Origin of the sequence: Phaeobacter sp. LSS9, from assembly GCF_003443595.1 — a bacterium.
GTDB classification, from domain to species: domain Bacteria; phylum Pseudomonadota; class Alphaproteobacteria; order Rhodobacterales; family Rhodobacteraceae; genus Phaeobacter; species Phaeobacter piscinae.
Window position 1 is genome coordinate 55,654 of the sequence record NZ_CP031956.1, and the last position, 15,688, is coordinate 71,341.

The window sequence follows — 15,688 nt, forward strand, 5'->3', positions numbered from 1 at the left end:
GCTCGGAATTGGGCCGATTACAAAAACACCGTGCCGGATCAGTCCGGCGCGGTGTTTCCGTGCCGCCGGCTCCGGCGGATGTGCCCGTCGGCAGTGAATGGCGCTGTCCAAGCCGCAAGAGCAAGCCGAGGCATAGACGCGCGAGATGGTACGCCAGCAAAGTGCGGTTCCACGGAGCACCGAAAGCGAGATCTGGCAGCGCTGGTCTGTCTGGCCTGAGCGGGGCGGTTCAGGCCGCGCCTTCCTTCAGCCATTCATGCACATAATCACCGGCATGGGCGCAGGCCTGTTCCAACCTCCGACCCGCCATCAGCTGTACGGCAATTGCCGTCGCGAGGGTGCAGCCGGTGCCACGCCTGCCGCGCGGCAGCCGTGGTCTGTCGTAGCGCACATGCGTGTCGCCAAAAAAGAGCTGGTCAACCGATATGGCCCCGCCTCCGTGTCCGCCTTTGATCAGCACCGCATCGGCGCCCGCCTGCTGCAACTGGCGGGCCTGCAATGCGATGCCGGATGCCTCAGGCCTGTCGGGGTGCCGGTTGCTGGCGGAGGGGGCAAGCTGAGCGGCCTCTTGCAGATTGGGGGTGATGAGAGTGGCGCGCGCAATCAGCGGTTTGAGGTCTGCGGCTTGCATCAACTGGCCACCGGAACTGCTGCGCAGCACGGGATCCAGCACAACCGGGCATGTTTCGGGCACGGAGTGGGCCAGCGCCTTGGCGATGGCTTTGGCGGCCATTGCGCTGCCGACCATACCGATTTTTACCGCAGAGATCGGCCCGGTCGCGGCGGCGGCGCGTATCTGGCTTTGGATGGTCTCGGGCCGTGTCGGCTGGATCTCCTCCAGCGCCATATCTGTCTGGATTGTGATCGCCGTCACCACCGGCCGCAACGCGGGCGTTCGCTGTGCAAATGGCGGCAGCAGCTGCGCCATTGCAGTGGCCGCGGCGATGTCTCGGGTCAATCCCGCACCGCCGCTGCTGTCGGTTCCAGCGATGATCAGAAGCGCGCTCATCCGCGCCGCCCCGCAGCCAACAGGACAATTTCTCCAGCAAACTCCGGGGCAATCTCAGCCGCCATGCGCCAGGCGCGCAGGCCACTGTGACAGGCCAGCACCACGCGGCGATCATGGGGCAGATCGCTTGCGCGCAAGGCCTCCGGCAGGATACGGACGGCAGCGCGGACGGCGGGTGTCGGGGCTTCTTGCTCGGGGCGCAACTCAACCACGTAATCCTCATCGGTGATCGCGTTCCGTCCGATGAAGGGGAGGGGGCGGGATGGCTCCTCTGCAGTGCTGAAATCAAAACCACCCATCTGCAGCCCTGCGAAGTCCATGCTGAAGAGGCGCCCGCGCGGGGTCGGCTGGTGGTTGAGCAATAGTTTCAGCGCCAACTGTGCCTGCCAGGCGCCAATCACGCCGACAACCGGCCCCATAATGCCGGAACTGGCGCAGGTGGCGGCACTGCCGGGCGGGTCAGGGAAGACCGCGCGCAGCGACGGGCCGCCGCCGCAGAAGACGCCGACGTAGCCCGATTGCGCCAGCGCCGAAGCAGAGATCAAATCTCGCCCCAGCCGCTGGCAACAATCTGACAGCGTATATGACACCGCGTGGCTGTCGGCGGCATCAATCACCAGATCCACCGGTGTCACCGCAGCTGTGACATTGTCGGGGGTGAGATCTCGCGCATGGGGATGCAGGCGCAATTCGGGCGCCATGGCGCGCAGCCTTTCGCGGGCGGCGTCAACTTTGTAGCGGCCGATATCTGCGGGCGTATACAGGGGTTGGCGCGGCAGGTTCGTGGCCTCCACACTGTCGCCATCCATCACCGTGATTTCACCAAGTCCAGCCCCGGCGAGATATTGCAGGACGGGGCTGCCCAGCCCGCCAGCCCCGACCACCAGAACATGGGCGGCTGCAAGCTTTGCCTGTCCTTCCGGCCCCACCTCGGGCAGGGCAATCTGACGGTCAAAGCGGCTCATGAGGCACAGGCCTTGATCCATTCGCGGGTGCGCGCCTCCGGATCAGGGGCCTGCTGGATATCGGTGACCACCGCGGCGCTGTCTGCGCCCGCAGCAAAGACACCCGGCAGGCGTTCGGGCGTCAGCCCGCCAATGGCGACCAGAGGTGTGTCGCCCGCCATTTCCTTCCAGCGCCGCAGGCGATCCAATCCTTGTGGCGCCCATTTCATCTTCTTCAGCAGGGTTTCATACACCGGGCCAAGGGCGATATAGTCCGGCTCGAACGCCAAGGCGCGCTCCAGTTCCGCCTCGTCATGGGTCGACAGGCCAAATTGCACGCCCTTGCGGCGCAGCGCGGCAAAATCGGCGCTGTCCATGTCTTCCTGCCCCAGATGGACAGATCGGCAATTCAGGTCCAGCGCGGCCTGCCAATGGTCATTGACCACCAGCTGTGCGCCATGCACCGCACAGAAATCCCGCGCCCGCGCGATCTGGCGGCGGATCTCCTGCTCTGGCAGGCCCTTCAGCCGCAGCTGCACCAGTCGGACCCCATGCGGCACCAGCAGTTCCAGTTGGCTGACATGGCCAACGATCAGGTAAAAACGCTCCATTGTCGTCTCCAAATTGAGGGGGCTCAGCTCAGCGCGGCGAGGCCAAGAACAGGGGTGGAGGGCACGGCCATATCGCGGCGTTCCATCGGGTCAGCCAGATACCCTTCACGGCCGGCCTCAATCGCGAGTGCGATGGCACGGGCCATGCCGACAGGGTCTCCGGCCTTTGCCACTGCGGTATTCAGCAGCACCGCATCCATTCCCAGTTCCATTGCCTGAGTGGCATCAGAGGGGCGGCCGATGCCCGCATCGACGATCAACGGAATATCGGGAAAATGCGCCCGCATTGCGCGCAGCGCATCGGGGTTGCGCAGGCCCTGACCGGATCCAATCGGCGCGCCCCAGGGCATCAATACCTCGCAGCCTGCCTCCAGCAGCTTTTCACCCACCACCAGATCATCGGTCGTGTAGGGAAACACCTGAAACCCGTCATCAGACAGCACGCGCGCGGCCTCCACCAGCGCAAACACATCCGGCTGCAGCGTGTCGGAGTGGCCGATCACCTCCAGTTTGATCCACGGGGTGTCAAACAGTTCGCGCGCCATATGGGCGGTGGTCACGGCCTCCTGCACAGAATGGCACCCGGCTGTGTTGGGTAGGATGCGACAGTTCAATGTCCGCAGCTGATCCCAAAACCCGGCACCGGTGCCTTCCGCCGTTTCCCGCCGCAGCGACACTGTGATGATCTCGCTGGCGCTGCTTTTGATTGCCGCGTTCAGAACGCTGGGTGAGGGGTATTGCGCGGTCCCCAGCAACAGGCGTGAGGTGATGTCCTGACCATAGAGTTGCATGGTTCAGCCCCCTTGCATCGGCGTGAGGATCTCCAGCCGATCCCCCTCCGCCAGTTGAGTTTTGGGGCGGGCAGCGCGGGCCACGAAGTGTCCGTTGACGGCGGTTGCAACTGCGGACTGGGCATAGCCGAGCTGGTGCAGCGCCTCGTCGAGAGTGCCCGCGCGGACCTCATGCGGTTTAGCGTTGACGGTGATTTTCATCCTGTGTCTCCGGTCTCAGGCGGTTTGCCACCTGCTGCGCCATGGCGGGCGCCAGCAGAAATCCGTGGCGGTACAGCCCATTGAGGAAAAGCGTCCCGCCGTCCTGATTAAGGCGGGGCAGATTATCGGGGAAGGCGGGGCGCAGACCTGCGCCGGTTTCCACCACGCTGGCCTCGGCAAACCCGGGGTGCAGGGTGAAGGCGGCGTTCAGCAACTCACTGAGGGAACGCAGGGTGATTGCGCGCGTCGATGTGCTCTCAATCATCGTGCCACCGATCATGAACAGGCTGTCGCCCCGCGGCACAAGGTAGAGCGGCAGGCGCGGATGGAGCAGCCGTAGCGTGCGACTGATCTCCACCTCCGGGCAATGCAGGATCGCCATCTCGCCGCGCACGGGGCGCAGATCTGGCAGTTGTCCTGCGGCGGCGATGCCCCTGCAATCCAGATCAACAGAGCCGGGGGCATCCGTGCCAAGGCAGATTTTCGCCCCCAGCGCGGCGGCCGCAGCCGCCAGATCCCGGATTGCGCGACGCGGGTCCAGATGCGCCTCCTGTTCGAAGAATAGACCTTGCGCAAAGCGCCCTGTGAGGGCTGGTTCCAGTGCCGCGATCTCTGCCCCGTCCACCCCCCGATAGCCGGTCGTGCGACGGGCAAAGCGGGTCAGCTCTGCCCGGTCGCGGGCGGGCGCCACCACCAGCGTGCCGCGCCTGTGAACGGCTGTGACCTTGGCCCACCAGTCGATGGCGCGGCCACCGAGGGTGATCACCTCCTCCTCGGCGCTTTCGCGTTCACACCAGGGCGCCAGCATGCCGCCTGCATAGCGCGAAACACTGCCCGCGCCGATCTCTGTCGCGCGCTCATAGACCCGCACCGCCGCCCCGCGCTGCGCCAGTTCATAGGCGCAGGCGAGGCCCGCGAGGCCTGCGCCTGCGATGGTGATCATTCCGCCGGTTCCGCAGCCTCGGGCGCTGGCACATAGAGTTCGCCGCCTTCGCGAAACTTGGCGGCCATCGCCTCCATGCCTTCCTTCTGCGCCTCGGCGCGGATGTCGTGGCTGATCCGCATTGAGCAGAACTTCGGACCGCACATGGAGCAGAAATGCGCCACCTTATGCGCCTGCTTGGGCAGGGTCTGGTCGTGGAACTCGCGCGCAGTATCCGGATCCAGCGAGAGGTTGAACTGATCCTCCCAGCGGAACTCGAACCGCGCGCGGCTGAGGGCGTCGTCACGGCGCTGCGCCCCCGGCAGACCCTTGGCGAGGTCGGCCGCATGGGCGGCGATCTTATAGGTGATCACGCCTGTTTTCACGTCGTCGCGATCCGGCAGGCCGAGATGTTCCTTGGGCGTCACGTAGCAGAGCATGGCACAGCCGAACCAGCCGATCATCGCCGCCCCGATACCGCTGGTGATGTGGTCATAGCCCGGCGCAATGTCAGTGGTCAGCGGCCCCAGCGTATAGAACGGCGCCTCGTGGCAGCACTCCAACTGCTTGTCCATGTTCTCCTTGATCTTGTGCATGGCGACATGGCCCGGCCCTTCGATCATCACCTGGCAATCCTTGGCCCAGGCGATCTTGGTCAACTCGCCCAGGGTTTCCAACTCGGCAAACTGCGCCTCGTCATTGGCGTCCGCAATCGAGCCGGGGCGCAGCCCGTCGCCCAAGGAGAACGAAACATCATACTGGCGGCAGATGTCGCAGATCTCCTCGAAATGTTCATAGAGGAAGCTCTCCTTGTGGTGATGCAGGCACCACTTGGCCATGATCGAGCCGCCGCGTGACACGATCCCGGTCACCCGCTCCACCGTCATCGGCACCATATGCAGCCGCACGCCGGCATGGATCGTGAAGTAATCCACGCCCTGTTCCGCCTGTTCGATCAGCGTGTCGCGGAATACCTCCCAGGTCAGGTCCTCAGCGATGCCGTTCACCTTCTCCAGCGCCTGATAGATCGGCACGGTGCCGATCGGGACGGGGGAATTGCGCACGATCCATTCGCGGGTGTTGTGGATGTTGCGCCCCGTCGACAGATCCATCACCGTGTCGGCGCCCCAGCGGATCGCCCAGACCAGTTTGTCCACTTCCTCCTCCATCGAGGAGGTGACCGCGGAGGTGCCCATATTGGCGTTGATCTTCACCAGAAAATTGCGACCGATGATCATTGGTTCAATTTCGGGGTGGTTGATGTTGGCGGGGATGATGGCGCGGCCTGCCGCGATTTCGGACCGGACAAACTCCGGCGTCACATAGTCGGGGATATTGGCGCCCCAGTCATGGCCGTCGCGGTGACAGGGGGACAGGTCGCGCAGCTGATTTTCGCGGATCGCAACATATTCCATCTCCGGCGTGATGATGCCGGCGCGCGCATAGGCCAGCTGGGTCGGCGCTGTGCCGTCCTTGCCGCGCAAGGGGGCGGGCTTCACCGGGAATTCCGGCGTCAGCCGGTCGCCCTCGACAAACCCGTTGTCCTCCGGCTTCACATCGCGGCCTTGATAGCTTTCGACGTCGCCGCGGGCTTCGATCCACTGACGGCGCATTTGTGGCAGACCTTCGCGAATATCGGTCAGCACATCCGGGTCGGTATAGGGGCCAGAGCTGTCATAGACCGGCAGCGGCGCCTCGCCTGCGGTGGGGTGGGTGGCGATTTCGCGCATGGGCACGCGGATGTCCGGGTGGACTTCGCCGCTGACATAGATCTTGCGCGATGCAGGCAATGCGCCCGTGGTGATTTTCGGGTTGGGGACGTTCATTATGGTGCTCCTCGAAGCCTAGACTTGGAAAAGACACCAGATGAGGTTTGGCTCGGGAAACAGAGGGCGTAGGGCCCCCTTGTTCAGTCATCGCAAGACATCCGGGAGTGTACAAGTCCCGCAACCATGCGCGCCTAGCTTCCTACGCCAGTATCAACTGGGTCAGGTTCAAAGGGTCGCGCCGCCGGTTCGGGAATGCCCCGCACCTAAACGCCTCTCAGTCCCCTTGGCGGGACTCCCCTGCGTGCTTTAGGGGTAGGGGAGATGGGGTCTCTCCGTCAATATGTTATTTTATAGATTATTTTTAGTGTTTTATTTTAGGGTGTTGTGAGGGTTTTGGTTGGAGGTCTGAGCGAATTCGCCGCAGCGCAGCTTTGCACTTGATCGCTGCACGTCAAGTTATCTATAAAACACCAACGCCATCCGCGTATGGCCATCAGGTAGAGAGAACAGGAGACAGCATGCTGGACGCTGCACCCATCCGCACCGATTGGACCCGCGAGGAAGCGGAGGCAATTTACAACACGCCTTTCATGGATCTGCTGTTTCAGGCGCATTCGGTGCATCGGCAGTATTTCGACCCCAATCAGGTGCAGAAATCCAAGCTTCTCAGCATCAAGACCGGCGGCTGCGCCGAGGACTGTGCCTATTGCTCCCAGTCGGCGCGCAACGGCGCGCAGCTGTCGGCCTCAAAGCTGATCGAGGTGCAGCGGGTGATTGCCGAGGCGCGCAAGGCCAAGGAAGGCGGCGCCACGCGCTATTGCATGGGCGCCGCCTGGCGCTCGCCCAAGGACCGTGACATGGCCGCATTGGAGGCGATGGTGCAGGGGGTCAAGGATCTCGGGATGGAGACCTGCATGACCCTGGGCATGCTGGAGGAAGACCAGGTGTTCCGCCTGCGCGACGCCGGTCTGGATTACTACAACCACAACATCGACACCTCGGAGCGCTACTACTCCGAGATCATCACCACCCGCACATTCGCTGACCGGATCGACACCCTGAACCGGGTGCGTGAGGCGGGCATCAAGGTCTGCTCCGGCGGTATTGTCGGCATGGGCGAACAGCAGCTGGACCGCATCGACATGATGCTGGCGCTGGCCACGCTGGAGGTGCATCCGGATTCGGTGCCCGTGAACATGCTGATCCCGATTGCCGATACGCCGCTGGCCAATGTCGAGAAGCTGGATCCGATTGAATTTGTCCGCTCGGTGGCGCTGGCCCGCATCCTGATGCCGAAATCCCACGTGCGCCTGTCCGCAGGCCGCACCGATATGTCGGACGAGATGCAGGCGATGTGCTTCTTTGCCGGCGCCAACTCGATCTTTGTGGGTGACACGCTGCTGACCGCGGACAACCCGGAAGAGGACAAGGACCAGCAGCTGTTCGACCGTCTGGGCATCACCGCAATGGCGGTGGGATGTGACGGCAGCCGCTGATGGCGGGCGCCTTCCCGAGGCATGAGACATCGCTGGAAGCGCTGCGCAATCGCGGGCGCTACCGGCAGCTGATGCCGCGGGACGGGCATGACTTTGCCTCCAACGACTACCTTGGGCTGGCGGGCAGCGATGTGCTGCGCGCCGCCGCCGCCGATGCGCTGGCGCGTGGCGTTCCGGTGGGGGCAGGCGGGTCGCGCCTTTTGCGCGGCAATGATGCAGAGCATCAGCTGCTGGAGGCTGAAGCTGCGGCGTTTTTCGGGACTGAGGCCACGCTGTTTATGGGCGGCGGCTTCAACGCCAATCAGGCGATTTTCTCCACCCTTCCACAGCATGGCGACCTGGTGCTGTATGATGCTCTGATCCATGCCAGTACCCATGACGGGATGCGGCTGGGCCGGGCAGAGACGCGCAGCTTTGCCCATGGCGATGCGGAAGACGCTTCGCGGGTGCTGTCGGACTGGCGCGCCGCTGGTGGCACCGGCCAGGTCTGGATTGCGGTTGAGGCGGTCTATTCGATGGACGGCGACCTCGCGCCGCTGGATGCGCTGATGGCGCTGTGTGATACGGACGGCGCGGTGCTGGTGGTGGATGAGGCGCATTCCACAGGTGTGTTTGGCGATTTGGGGCGCGGGCTGGCGCACGACTTTGCCCACCGGCCGAATGTCCTGTCCTTGCACACCTGCGGCAAGGCGCTGGGGGCCTCAGGCGCGCTGATCTGCGGTCCGAGTGTGCTGATTGAGACGCTGATCAACAAGGCACGCGGGTTTATCTTTGCAACCGCACCTTCGCCGCTGAACGCCGCTCTGGTGCGGGCGGCCCTGCAGGAGCTGCAGCAGAACCCGACCCGTCGCGAACAGGCATGGCAGGGGATCACCCATGCCCAAGGCGAGGCCAAACGCCTCTGCGGGCTGGACGGGTTCCAAAGCCAGATCTTGCCCGTGATCATTGGCGACGACAAGCGCACCATGGCACTGGCCTCGGCCATGCAGGCGCAGGGCTATGATATTCGCGGTATCCGCCCGCCGACGGTGCCGCGCGGTACCTCGCGGCTGCGGCTGTCGATCACGTTGAATACGGCGGCAGGGGTCATCACCCAGATGTTCGAAGACCTCGCCCGGGAAATGGAGACTACCCCATGAGCGCGCTGATCGTCACCGGGACCGATACCGGCATCGGCAAGACCGTTTTTTCGGCGGGCTTGGTGCAGGCGTTGGGTGGAACCTATTGGAAGCCGGTGCAATCGGGGCTGGAAGAGGAAACCGACAGCCAGATCGTCTCCCGCCTGTCGGGCCGTCCGGTGCTGCCTGAAGGGTATCTGCTGCAACTGCCAGCCTCGCCGCATCTATCGGCGGAGGCCGAGGGCGTGGAGATCGACCCCGATACGCTGGCCTTGCCGCAAGTGGACGGCGTGCTGGTGGCCGAAGGGGCCGGCGGGCTGATGGTGCCCTTGAACCGCAAGGATCTGTACCTTGATCTGTTCGCCCGCTGGGGCGCGCCGGTGATCCTCTGCGCGCGGACGCAGCTGGGAACTATCAATCACACGCTGTTGTCACTGAAAGCGCTGCGCGATGCGGGCTGCTCGGTGGTTGGCGTGGCCTTCGTCGGCGATGCGGAGCCTGCGGTGGAAGAAACCATCTGCCAGTTCGGTCAGGTGGCGCATCTGGGCCGTCTGCCGGTACTGGGCGAGCTGACCTCTGACGCGCTGGCCGTGGCCTTTCAGGCCAGTATCCGGGTGGACCTGATCACGGAGGCCCTGGCCCAAGGAGATATGGTATGAGCGCTGCTGATCTCACCCAGCTGGAGTTCGACCAGCAGCACCTCTGGCACCCTTACACCAATGTCGCCAGACCCGGCCCGACCTTTGTGGTTAAGGAAAGCGAGGGCGTCCACATCACGCTCGACGATGGCACCCGGCTGATCGACGCTATGTCCTCGTGGTGGTGCATGATGCATGGGCATAAAAACCCGGCGATCACATCGGCTATCCACTCCCAGCTCGACACCCTGCCGCATGTGATGTTCGGCGGGCTGACGCACGATCCGGCCATCGACCTGGGCCGCAAGCTGCTGGAGATCACCCCCGACAGCCTAACGCGGATCTTCTACTGCGATAGCGGGTCGGTCTCGGTCGAGGTGGCGATGAAAATGGCGGTGCAATACCAGCACGCCATCGGCCAGCCTGAGCGCAAAGAGTTTGCCACCATCCGCTCCGGTTATCACGGCGACACCTGGAAGGCGATGAGCGTCTGCGACCCGGACACCGGCATGCATCACCTGTTTCAGGGCGCGCTGAGCGTGCAGCATTTCGTTTCGCGCCCGCCCATCCGTATCAATGAAGAATGGGTGGAGGACCCGACGCTGAACGGGCTGGGTGAGCTGCGCAGCGTGCTGGAGGTCGGGCGGGACAAGATCGCTGCCTTTATTCTGGAACCCGTGGTGCAGGGTACCGGCGGCATGTATTTCTACCACCCGGAATACCTGAACCAAGCCCGTGCCTTGTGCGATGAGCTGGGTGTCCTGCTGATTTTCGACGAGATCGCCACTGGGTTCGGCCGCACCGGTGAGTTGTTTGCCACCAATTTCTGCACGGTCCAACCGGATATCATCTGCCTCGGCAAGGGGCTGACCGGCGGCCATATCTCATTCGCCTGCACCATGACCAATGACCGCGTCGCGGAGGGCATCGGTGGCGGCAACCCGGGCATCTTCATGCATGGGCCGACCTATATGGCCAATCCGCTGGCCTGTGCGGCGGCCAAGGCCTCGCTGGATTTGCTGACCGGGCAGGCCCCCGAAACTCAAGACTGGCGCGGCACCGTGTCTGCGATTGCAGAGCAGATGCAGGCGGAACTGGCCCCGGCCCGCGATCTGCCCAATGTGGCGGATGTGCGGGTGCTGGGCGCGATTGGCGTTATCGAGATGAAACACGCGGTGTCTGCGGATGAGGCCCACGCCCGTGCGCATGAGATGGGCGTGTTTCTGCGTCCCTTTGGCAAGAACATCTATACCATGCCGCCGTTCATCACCTCGCCGGATCAGCTGAGCCGGATCACCGCAGGCATGCTGCGGCTGGCGCGGGAGTTGTAAATGGACTTCCGCTGGCTCAAACAGAACAATGCAGCCGAGGCCATCGTGGTCTTTGGCGGCTGGGCTGTGGGGCCGGATGTGTTTGATCATCTCACAGGCCCTCAGGACATCCTTTTCGTCAGCGATTACCGCAGCCTTGATGCAGACCTTCCCGATATGTCGGGTTACGACCATATCACCCTTCTGGCGTGGTCCTTTGGCGTTGCAGCCTATGCCCATTGGCAGGAGGGGCGCACCGATCCCTTTGACCGCAAGGTTGCAGTCAACGGAACCCTTGCGCCAGTGGACGCAGGGCACGGTATCCCGCCAGACGTGATGGACAAAACGGCGGAAGGGCTGAGCGAGGCGAGCTTTGCCCAGTTCCTGCGCCGGACCTTCAATGCGCCGCAACCCCCCAGGGTGATCGACATCGAGGCCCGCCGCGCTGAACTGCATGCGGTTGCTGTGCGCGGCGCGGCCCCCGCCGTGGCCTTCGATCAGATCTGGATCGCGGGGCGGGATCGAATTTTCCCGCCTGCCAATCAGCACCGGGCCTGGGAAGGTGCTCCACTTCGGGAACTGCCCACAGCGGCCCATGCCCCCTTTGATCACTTCGACAGCTGGCAGGTCCTGATCTCATGAAAGACCTGACACCCCCAGCTGTTGATGCCGCCCGCGTGGCGCGCGCCTTTCGCCGGGGGCTGGGCAGCTATCACGGTGCGGCGTCTGCGCAGGCGCAGATTGCAGCCGAGCTTTCGGCGCTTTTGGCCAAACACGTGGGTCAGACACCGCTTTCGCATCTGTTTGAATTTGGGGCCGGGACTGGCCATCTGACCGATGCGCTGCTGCGGGATCTCTCGGTCTCGCGCCTCACGCTCAACGATCTGCTGCCTGAGGCGGAGGCCGGTTTGCAGCCGATCCTGAAGGCACGGGGGAAATCCGCAAGTTTCCTGCCAGGGCGAATTGAGGACATCTGCCTGCCCGAGCCGCTAGACCTGATCGCAGCGGCCTCTGTTGTGCAGTGGGTCAGCGACCTGCCAGGCCTGCTGCGCCGATTTGAGGCCGCGCTGTGCCCCGGTGGCTGGCTTGCGCTCTCCGGTTTCGGCTCGGCACATTTTCACGAATTGGTCGCACTCGGCTCTGATGCAGCAGCCCCAAACTATATGGACCACCACCAATGGGCGGGGGTGCTGCCTCAGGGTCTACGGCTGATCGAACTGCGACAGGCGCCGATTGTCCTCAGGTTTGACACTCCGCGGGCGGTGCTGCGCCATCTGCGGGACACCGGTGTGAACGGCCAGTCGCGCGGTGGCTGGAGCCGTGGCAGGCTTCGGGCGTTTGAAGACGGTTATTGCAGCCGTTTTTCCCATCAAGGCGGTGTACGTCTCACCTATGATCCGGTGCTGATGCTGGCGCGGCGCGTCTGAACAGCACTGCGGCCAAAGTCGCAGGCTGCGCGACGATTGCGCCTCTGGCAGTTGCGCGGCTTTGGCGCTAGCCTGTGGCCGGAAATCACCAAATAAGAGGCCACAATGCATCTGTCCTACGTCATGACCCAGGAGCGCGGTGCCACCGACAAGCTGCTCAGTGCATTGGCAGAGCGGTTGCAGGCCGATGGGCTGCGACTGGCCGGGATCGTCCAGACCAACACCGAATGCTATGACAACGCGCTGTGCGACATGGATGTGCGCGTCCTGCCTGCGGGCGAGACCATCCGTATTTCGCAATCTCTCGGCCCAGAGGCGCGGGGATGCCGTCTCAACCCGGAGGCGTTGGAGCGCGCGGTGGGGCAGGTCACGGCAGCGCTGGGGCAGGACCCAGCACCGCAGGTTCTACTGGTGAACAAATTCGGCAAACACGAGGCGGACGGGCGCGGAATGCGCCCTGTCATCGGCGAGGCGCTGGCGCGCGGAGCGGTGGTAGTTTCTGGCGTCAACCGGATGAATGTTGAGGCGTTTCAGAACTTCTCTGACGGGCTGGCGCAGGAGGCTGAACCAGATCTTGATGCGCTCGTAAACTGGGTCCACTCCGCCGTTGAAGAGGCCGCGAAAGAGAGCTGATAATCCCTGTAGTCGCACAGCTGATCTAACAAACCGGTGGGAGATATCACGCCGGTTTGTTTGGCGTACCTGCCGCCGATGATATCAGAGAGCGGAGTGTATAGGCGCAGAGGTGGTCTGTGCGAGAAGTCGGGAATAATGATATAAATCAGCTGGTTAGATTAAGATATTCGCCCGGCGGCAAGTGCCACCATCTTCTTGCTTCATGCTGCTGAAAGAGAGAAGATGGTGGGCGACCCTGGAATCGAACCAGGCGTGCGTCTCCGCGAGGGAGTTACAGTCCCCTGCCACACCTTGCGGCCTGTCGCCCACAATCAGTTGCATGTTGCACCTGATGTGGAGGCGTGATTACAAGCAGGCCAAAGGGGCGTCAACCGGAAAAACGCAAGTTTTTCACACGGGTCCTGATTTCTTTCTGCTGGAGAGCAATATGTCCAAAAAACCCAAGTGGGTCGTCGAAAAAGAGCAGGCCAAAAAGGCGGCTTCTGCGGAAACCGTATGGCTGTTTGGCCTGCATGCGGTGCGCGATGCGCTGCTCAATCCTGAGCGTGAAAAACTGCGCCTCATGGTGACCCAGAACGCCGAGGCAAAACTGGCCGACGCCATTGCCCGGTCGGGGGTTGAGGCGGAGGTGATTGACCCGCGCAAATTCAACCCGCCGATTGACAAGCAGTCGGTCCATCAGGGCGCCGTTCTCGAAGTGAAGCCGCTGAACTGGGGCGGGCTGGACGAGAACTGCATCGGCGCGGAGGTCCCGCGCGTGTTGCTGCTGGACCGGGTGACAGATCCCCACAACGTTGGCGCAATCCTGCGCTCGGCAGAGGTGCTGGGCGCCAGCGCGGTCATCGGCACACGACACAACTCCGCGCCAGAGACCGGCGCGCTTGCCAAAACCGCCAGCGGTGCGCTGGAGCGTCAACCTTATCTGCGGATGCGCAACCTTGCGGACACGATCGTCGAACTGCAACGGATGGGCTTTCTGGTGCTGGGCCTTGATGGCGAGGCGGAGCAAACCATCGAAACGGTTCTGGACGGGCGCAAGGGCGATCCTGTGGCATTGGTCCTCGGGGCAGAGGGGCCGGGCCTGCGTCAAAAGACGAAGGAAACTGTGGATCATCTGGTCAAGATTGATGCTGCCGGTGGCTTTGGGTCGCTGAATGTCTCCAATGCGGCGGCGATTGCGCTCTACGCCTCGCTGCCTCGCTAATTGGTGCCAGCGATCCCGATCAGGCCTGTGAGGCGCTCTCGTGACAATGTCAGCGCGCCCTCACAGGCCTATCACAAATGCGTATCCTCTCTTTGCAGACGCCGGTCTGCCGGGCAGACTTGTCGTGATACTGTCGCGGGCATTTAATCGTCTGCGCGCCAAGATTGACCAACTCGACGAAGGACCCCGCCTGCCCGTGACCCGCCGCCCTGCCATGCCCAGTCCGCAATCCCACCCGATCCCGACGCCGCGCATTCCGCGCCTGCGGGAAGGGAAAGTCCGGCATCTGGGTGATGTTGTTAGGTCGATGATGGCCGTGCTGGCGGTCGGCAGTGTGGTCGCACTGGCGGCGACGCTGACGCCTGAGACAGCCCGCGCTGACCCGGCGCTGGTCTCCGCGCCAAAGGGCGTGGCCGCAGGTGGCCATGATGTGGTGGCGTTTTTTCAGGATGGGACGGCTGTGCTGGGCCAGCAGACTCATGCGATCCTGTGGCATGGGGCCGTCTGGCGCTTTGCCTCCTCGCAGAATCAGGAGCGGTTTGAGCTGAACCCCCGTGCCTATGCGCCCCGGTTTGGGGGCTATTGTGCCTATGCGCTCTCCAAAGGGTATCTGGCGCCCGGCAATCCGTCGCTTTGGGTGATTGCAGACGGTCGGCTTTATCTGCTGAACAATCCCAGCGCGCTGGCCGCCTGGCAGGCCGAGCGGCAAGCGCTGATCGCCGCCGCAGAAGGGCGGTGGCCCAAAATCCTGCGGAAGTGACCAGCAGGCACCGCCTCTTGCCTGAGTTGCGAAAGCCCCGCGACAGGTCCCTATGTGACTGGCCGCGCGAGAGAAATGTCACGAATTTGAGAGGTTCCCTTTCAAATTCGACAACCCACCCCATATTATTAACAGACTGCGAACTGGAACCTTCGCAGATCTTTTTCACTGTCCCTCGTTCCATACCTTGCGCCCGGGCCTGATCCCGGGCGCTTTTTTCTTGCGCTGCAGGGGGCGTGCGATTTCTGACAGGGGAAGAAGCACGCAATTGACCTTGCACCCAATGCATCAGGCGATACGGTCAGGATTGACGCAACGCTCATTCGACGAATTTGGCGGGGCGATGTGAGACCAGTGCAGACGGGGGAGCGATGCCACCAGACTATACCGACCAGCATCTGAAAGATGTGCTGACACGCACCAAGACCATCGCGGTGGTTGGCGTCTCCACGAATTCGGTCCGTCCCAGCTACTATGTGGCGCGGTATCTCGGCCTCAAGGGCTATCGCGTGCTGCCGGTGAACCCGGGCCATGCGGGAAAGTCCCTGTTTGGTCAGACCATTCACGCCAGCCTGAGTGATATTCAGGAGCCGGTCGATATGGTCGACATCTTTCGCCGCTCCGAGGCGGTGCCCGCCATCGTGGAGGAGGCGCTGGAGGTCTGCGAAGGGGTGCGGACGATCTGGATGCAGATCGGCGTAGAGCATGCCGAGGCCGCCGCAAAAGCGGAGGCGCGTGGTGTCACAGTGATCCAGAACCGCTGTCCGAAGATCGAATACCAGCGCCTGTTCGGAGAGCTGCGCATGGGTGGATTTGCCACCGGGATCATTTCCTCGAAGCTCTGAGGCGGCT

At 63.2% G+C, this 15,688-nt stretch carries 17 protein-coding genes, 1 tRNA gene and 1 riboswitch; of the genes, 10 read left to right on the forward strand and 8 right to left on the reverse strand.

Translation table 11 applies throughout. The annotated features are described in order from the left end of the window. Window positions 1–229: 229 nt before the first annotated feature. Genes D1820_RS00295 through thiC form a run of 7 tightly spaced genes read right to left on the reverse strand, consistent with a single transcriptional unit; the run spans window position 230 to window position 6,304 of the window. A complete protein-coding gene (locus tag D1820_RS00295; RefSeq protein WP_118067494.1) occupies window positions 230–1,009 on the reverse strand; it encodes a hydroxymethylpyrimidine/phosphomethylpyrimidine kinase in 780 nt (259 codons plus the stop codon). Beyond that, the gene (locus D1820_RS00300) at window positions 1,006–1,995 is read right to left on the reverse strand and encodes a HesA/MoeB/ThiF family protein (protein ID WP_118067495.1); all 990 of its coding nucleotides are present in this window, start codon (window positions 1,993–1,995) and stop codon (window positions 1,006–1,008) included. Before D1820_RS00300 ends, D1820_RS00295 begins: the two co-directional genes overlap by 4 nt. Further along, window positions 1,971–2,564 carry a thiamine phosphate synthase gene (locus D1820_RS00305; RefSeq protein WP_118067496.1) on the reverse strand — a complete coding sequence of 198 codons (594 nt, stop codon included), beginning with the start codon at window positions 2,562–2,564 and terminating at the stop codon, window positions 1,971–1,973. Before D1820_RS00305 ends, D1820_RS00300 begins: the two co-directional genes overlap by 25 nt. Window positions 2,565–2,587: 23 nt before the next feature. Beyond that, window positions 2,588–3,355 (reverse strand): thiazole synthase, encoded by a 768-nt coding sequence (locus D1820_RS00310; protein ID WP_118067497.1) that lies wholly within the window; start codon window positions 3,353–3,355, stop codon window positions 2,588–2,590. A 3-nt stretch (window positions 3,356–3,358) separates the two neighbouring features. Further along, window positions 3,359–3,556, reverse strand: a complete 198-nt coding sequence (gene thiS / locus D1820_RS00315; RefSeq protein ID WP_040174277.1) for a sulfur carrier protein ThiS — start codon at window positions 3,554–3,556, stop codon at window positions 3,359–3,361. Further along, window positions 3,534–4,499 (reverse strand): FAD-dependent oxidoreductase, encoded by a 966-nt coding sequence (locus tag D1820_RS00320; protein WP_118067498.1) that lies wholly within the window; start codon window positions 4,497–4,499, stop codon window positions 3,534–3,536. The genes thiS and D1820_RS00320 overlap by 23 nt, the downstream gene beginning before the upstream one ends. Continuing rightward, entirely contained in the window at window positions 4,496–6,304 is a 1,809-nt protein-coding gene (thiC, locus tag D1820_RS00325) for a phosphomethylpyrimidine synthase ThiC (RefSeq protein ID WP_118067499.1), read from the reverse strand. The genes D1820_RS00320 and thiC overlap by 4 nt, the downstream gene beginning before the upstream one ends. Window positions 6,305–6,426: 122 nt before the next feature. After that, window positions 6,427–6,556: riboswitch (TPP riboswitch) on the reverse strand. Between the two features lie 209 nt (window positions 6,557–6,765). Between thiC and bioB the strand changes: the two genes are divergently transcribed. The 7 genes from bioB to D1820_RS00360 all read left to right on the forward strand — a co-directional run bounded on the left by bioB (window position 6,766) and on the right by D1820_RS00360 (window position 12,869). After that, entirely contained in the window at window positions 6,766–7,743 is a 978-nt protein-coding gene (bioB, locus tag D1820_RS00330; RefSeq protein WP_118067500.1) for a biotin synthase BioB, read from the forward strand. Continuing rightward, the gene (locus tag D1820_RS00335) at window positions 7,743–8,882 is read left to right on the forward strand and encodes an 8-amino-7-oxononanoate synthase (protein ID WP_118067501.1); all 1,140 of its coding nucleotides are present in this window, start codon (window positions 7,743–7,745) and stop codon (window positions 8,880–8,882) included. The genes bioB and D1820_RS00335 overlap by 1 nt, the downstream gene beginning before the upstream one ends. Next, a complete protein-coding gene (gene bioD, locus D1820_RS00340; RefSeq protein ID WP_118067502.1) occupies window positions 8,879–9,520 on the forward strand; it encodes a dethiobiotin synthase in 642 nt (213 codons plus the stop codon). The genes D1820_RS00335 and bioD overlap by 4 nt, the downstream gene beginning before the upstream one ends. Continuing rightward, window positions 9,517–10,830 carry an adenosylmethionine--8-amino-7-oxononanoate transaminase gene (bioA, locus tag D1820_RS00345; protein WP_118067503.1) on the forward strand — a complete coding sequence of 438 codons (1,314 nt, stop codon included), beginning with the start codon at window positions 9,517–9,519 and terminating at the stop codon, window positions 10,828–10,830. The genes bioD and bioA overlap by 4 nt, the downstream gene beginning before the upstream one ends. After that, window positions 10,831–11,451 carry a pimeloyl-ACP methyl esterase BioG family protein gene (locus D1820_RS00350; protein WP_118067504.1) on the forward strand — a complete coding sequence of 207 codons (621 nt, stop codon included), beginning with the start codon at window positions 10,831–10,833 and terminating at the stop codon, window positions 11,449–11,451. It abuts the gene before it with no gap. Next, the gene (locus D1820_RS00355) at window positions 11,448–12,236 is read left to right on the forward strand and encodes a methyltransferase (protein ID WP_118067505.1); all 789 of its coding nucleotides are present in this window, start codon (window positions 11,448–11,450) and stop codon (window positions 12,234–12,236) included. Before D1820_RS00350 ends, D1820_RS00355 begins: the two co-directional genes overlap by 4 nt. A 105-nt stretch (window positions 12,237–12,341) precedes the next feature. Further along, complete coding sequence (locus D1820_RS00360; RefSeq protein WP_118067506.1) at window positions 12,342–12,869, forward strand: DUF2478 domain-containing protein; 528 nt, start codon at window positions 12,342–12,344, stop codon at window positions 12,867–12,869. Window positions 12,870–13,095: 226 nt separating this feature from the next. Here the strand turns inward: D1820_RS00360 and D1820_RS19000 are convergent. Beyond that, window positions 13,096–13,179 (reverse strand) — tRNA-Tyr (locus D1820_RS19000). Between the two features lie 120 nt (window positions 13,180–13,299). On the opposite strand from D1820_RS19000, the gene rlmB reads away from it, so the two are divergent. From rlmB to D1820_RS00375, 3 genes are all read left to right on the forward strand, one after another. Further along, window positions 13,300–14,076 carry a 23S rRNA (guanosine(2251)-2'-O)-methyltransferase RlmB gene (rlmB, locus tag D1820_RS00365; RefSeq protein WP_118069931.1) on the forward strand — a complete coding sequence of 259 codons (777 nt, stop codon included), beginning with the start codon at window positions 13,300–13,302 and terminating at the stop codon, window positions 14,074–14,076. Between the two features lie 196 nt (window positions 14,077–14,272). Then, the gene (locus D1820_RS00370) at window positions 14,273–14,836 is read left to right on the forward strand and encodes a YHS domain-containing (seleno)protein (protein WP_254683338.1); all 564 of its coding nucleotides are present in this window, start codon (window positions 14,273–14,275) and stop codon (window positions 14,834–14,836) included. A gap of 371 nt (window positions 14,837–15,207) precedes the next feature. After that, entirely contained in the window at window positions 15,208–15,681 is a 474-nt protein-coding gene (locus D1820_RS00375) for a CoA-binding protein (protein WP_118067507.1), read from the forward strand. Window positions 15,682–15,688 lie beyond the last annotated feature (7 nt).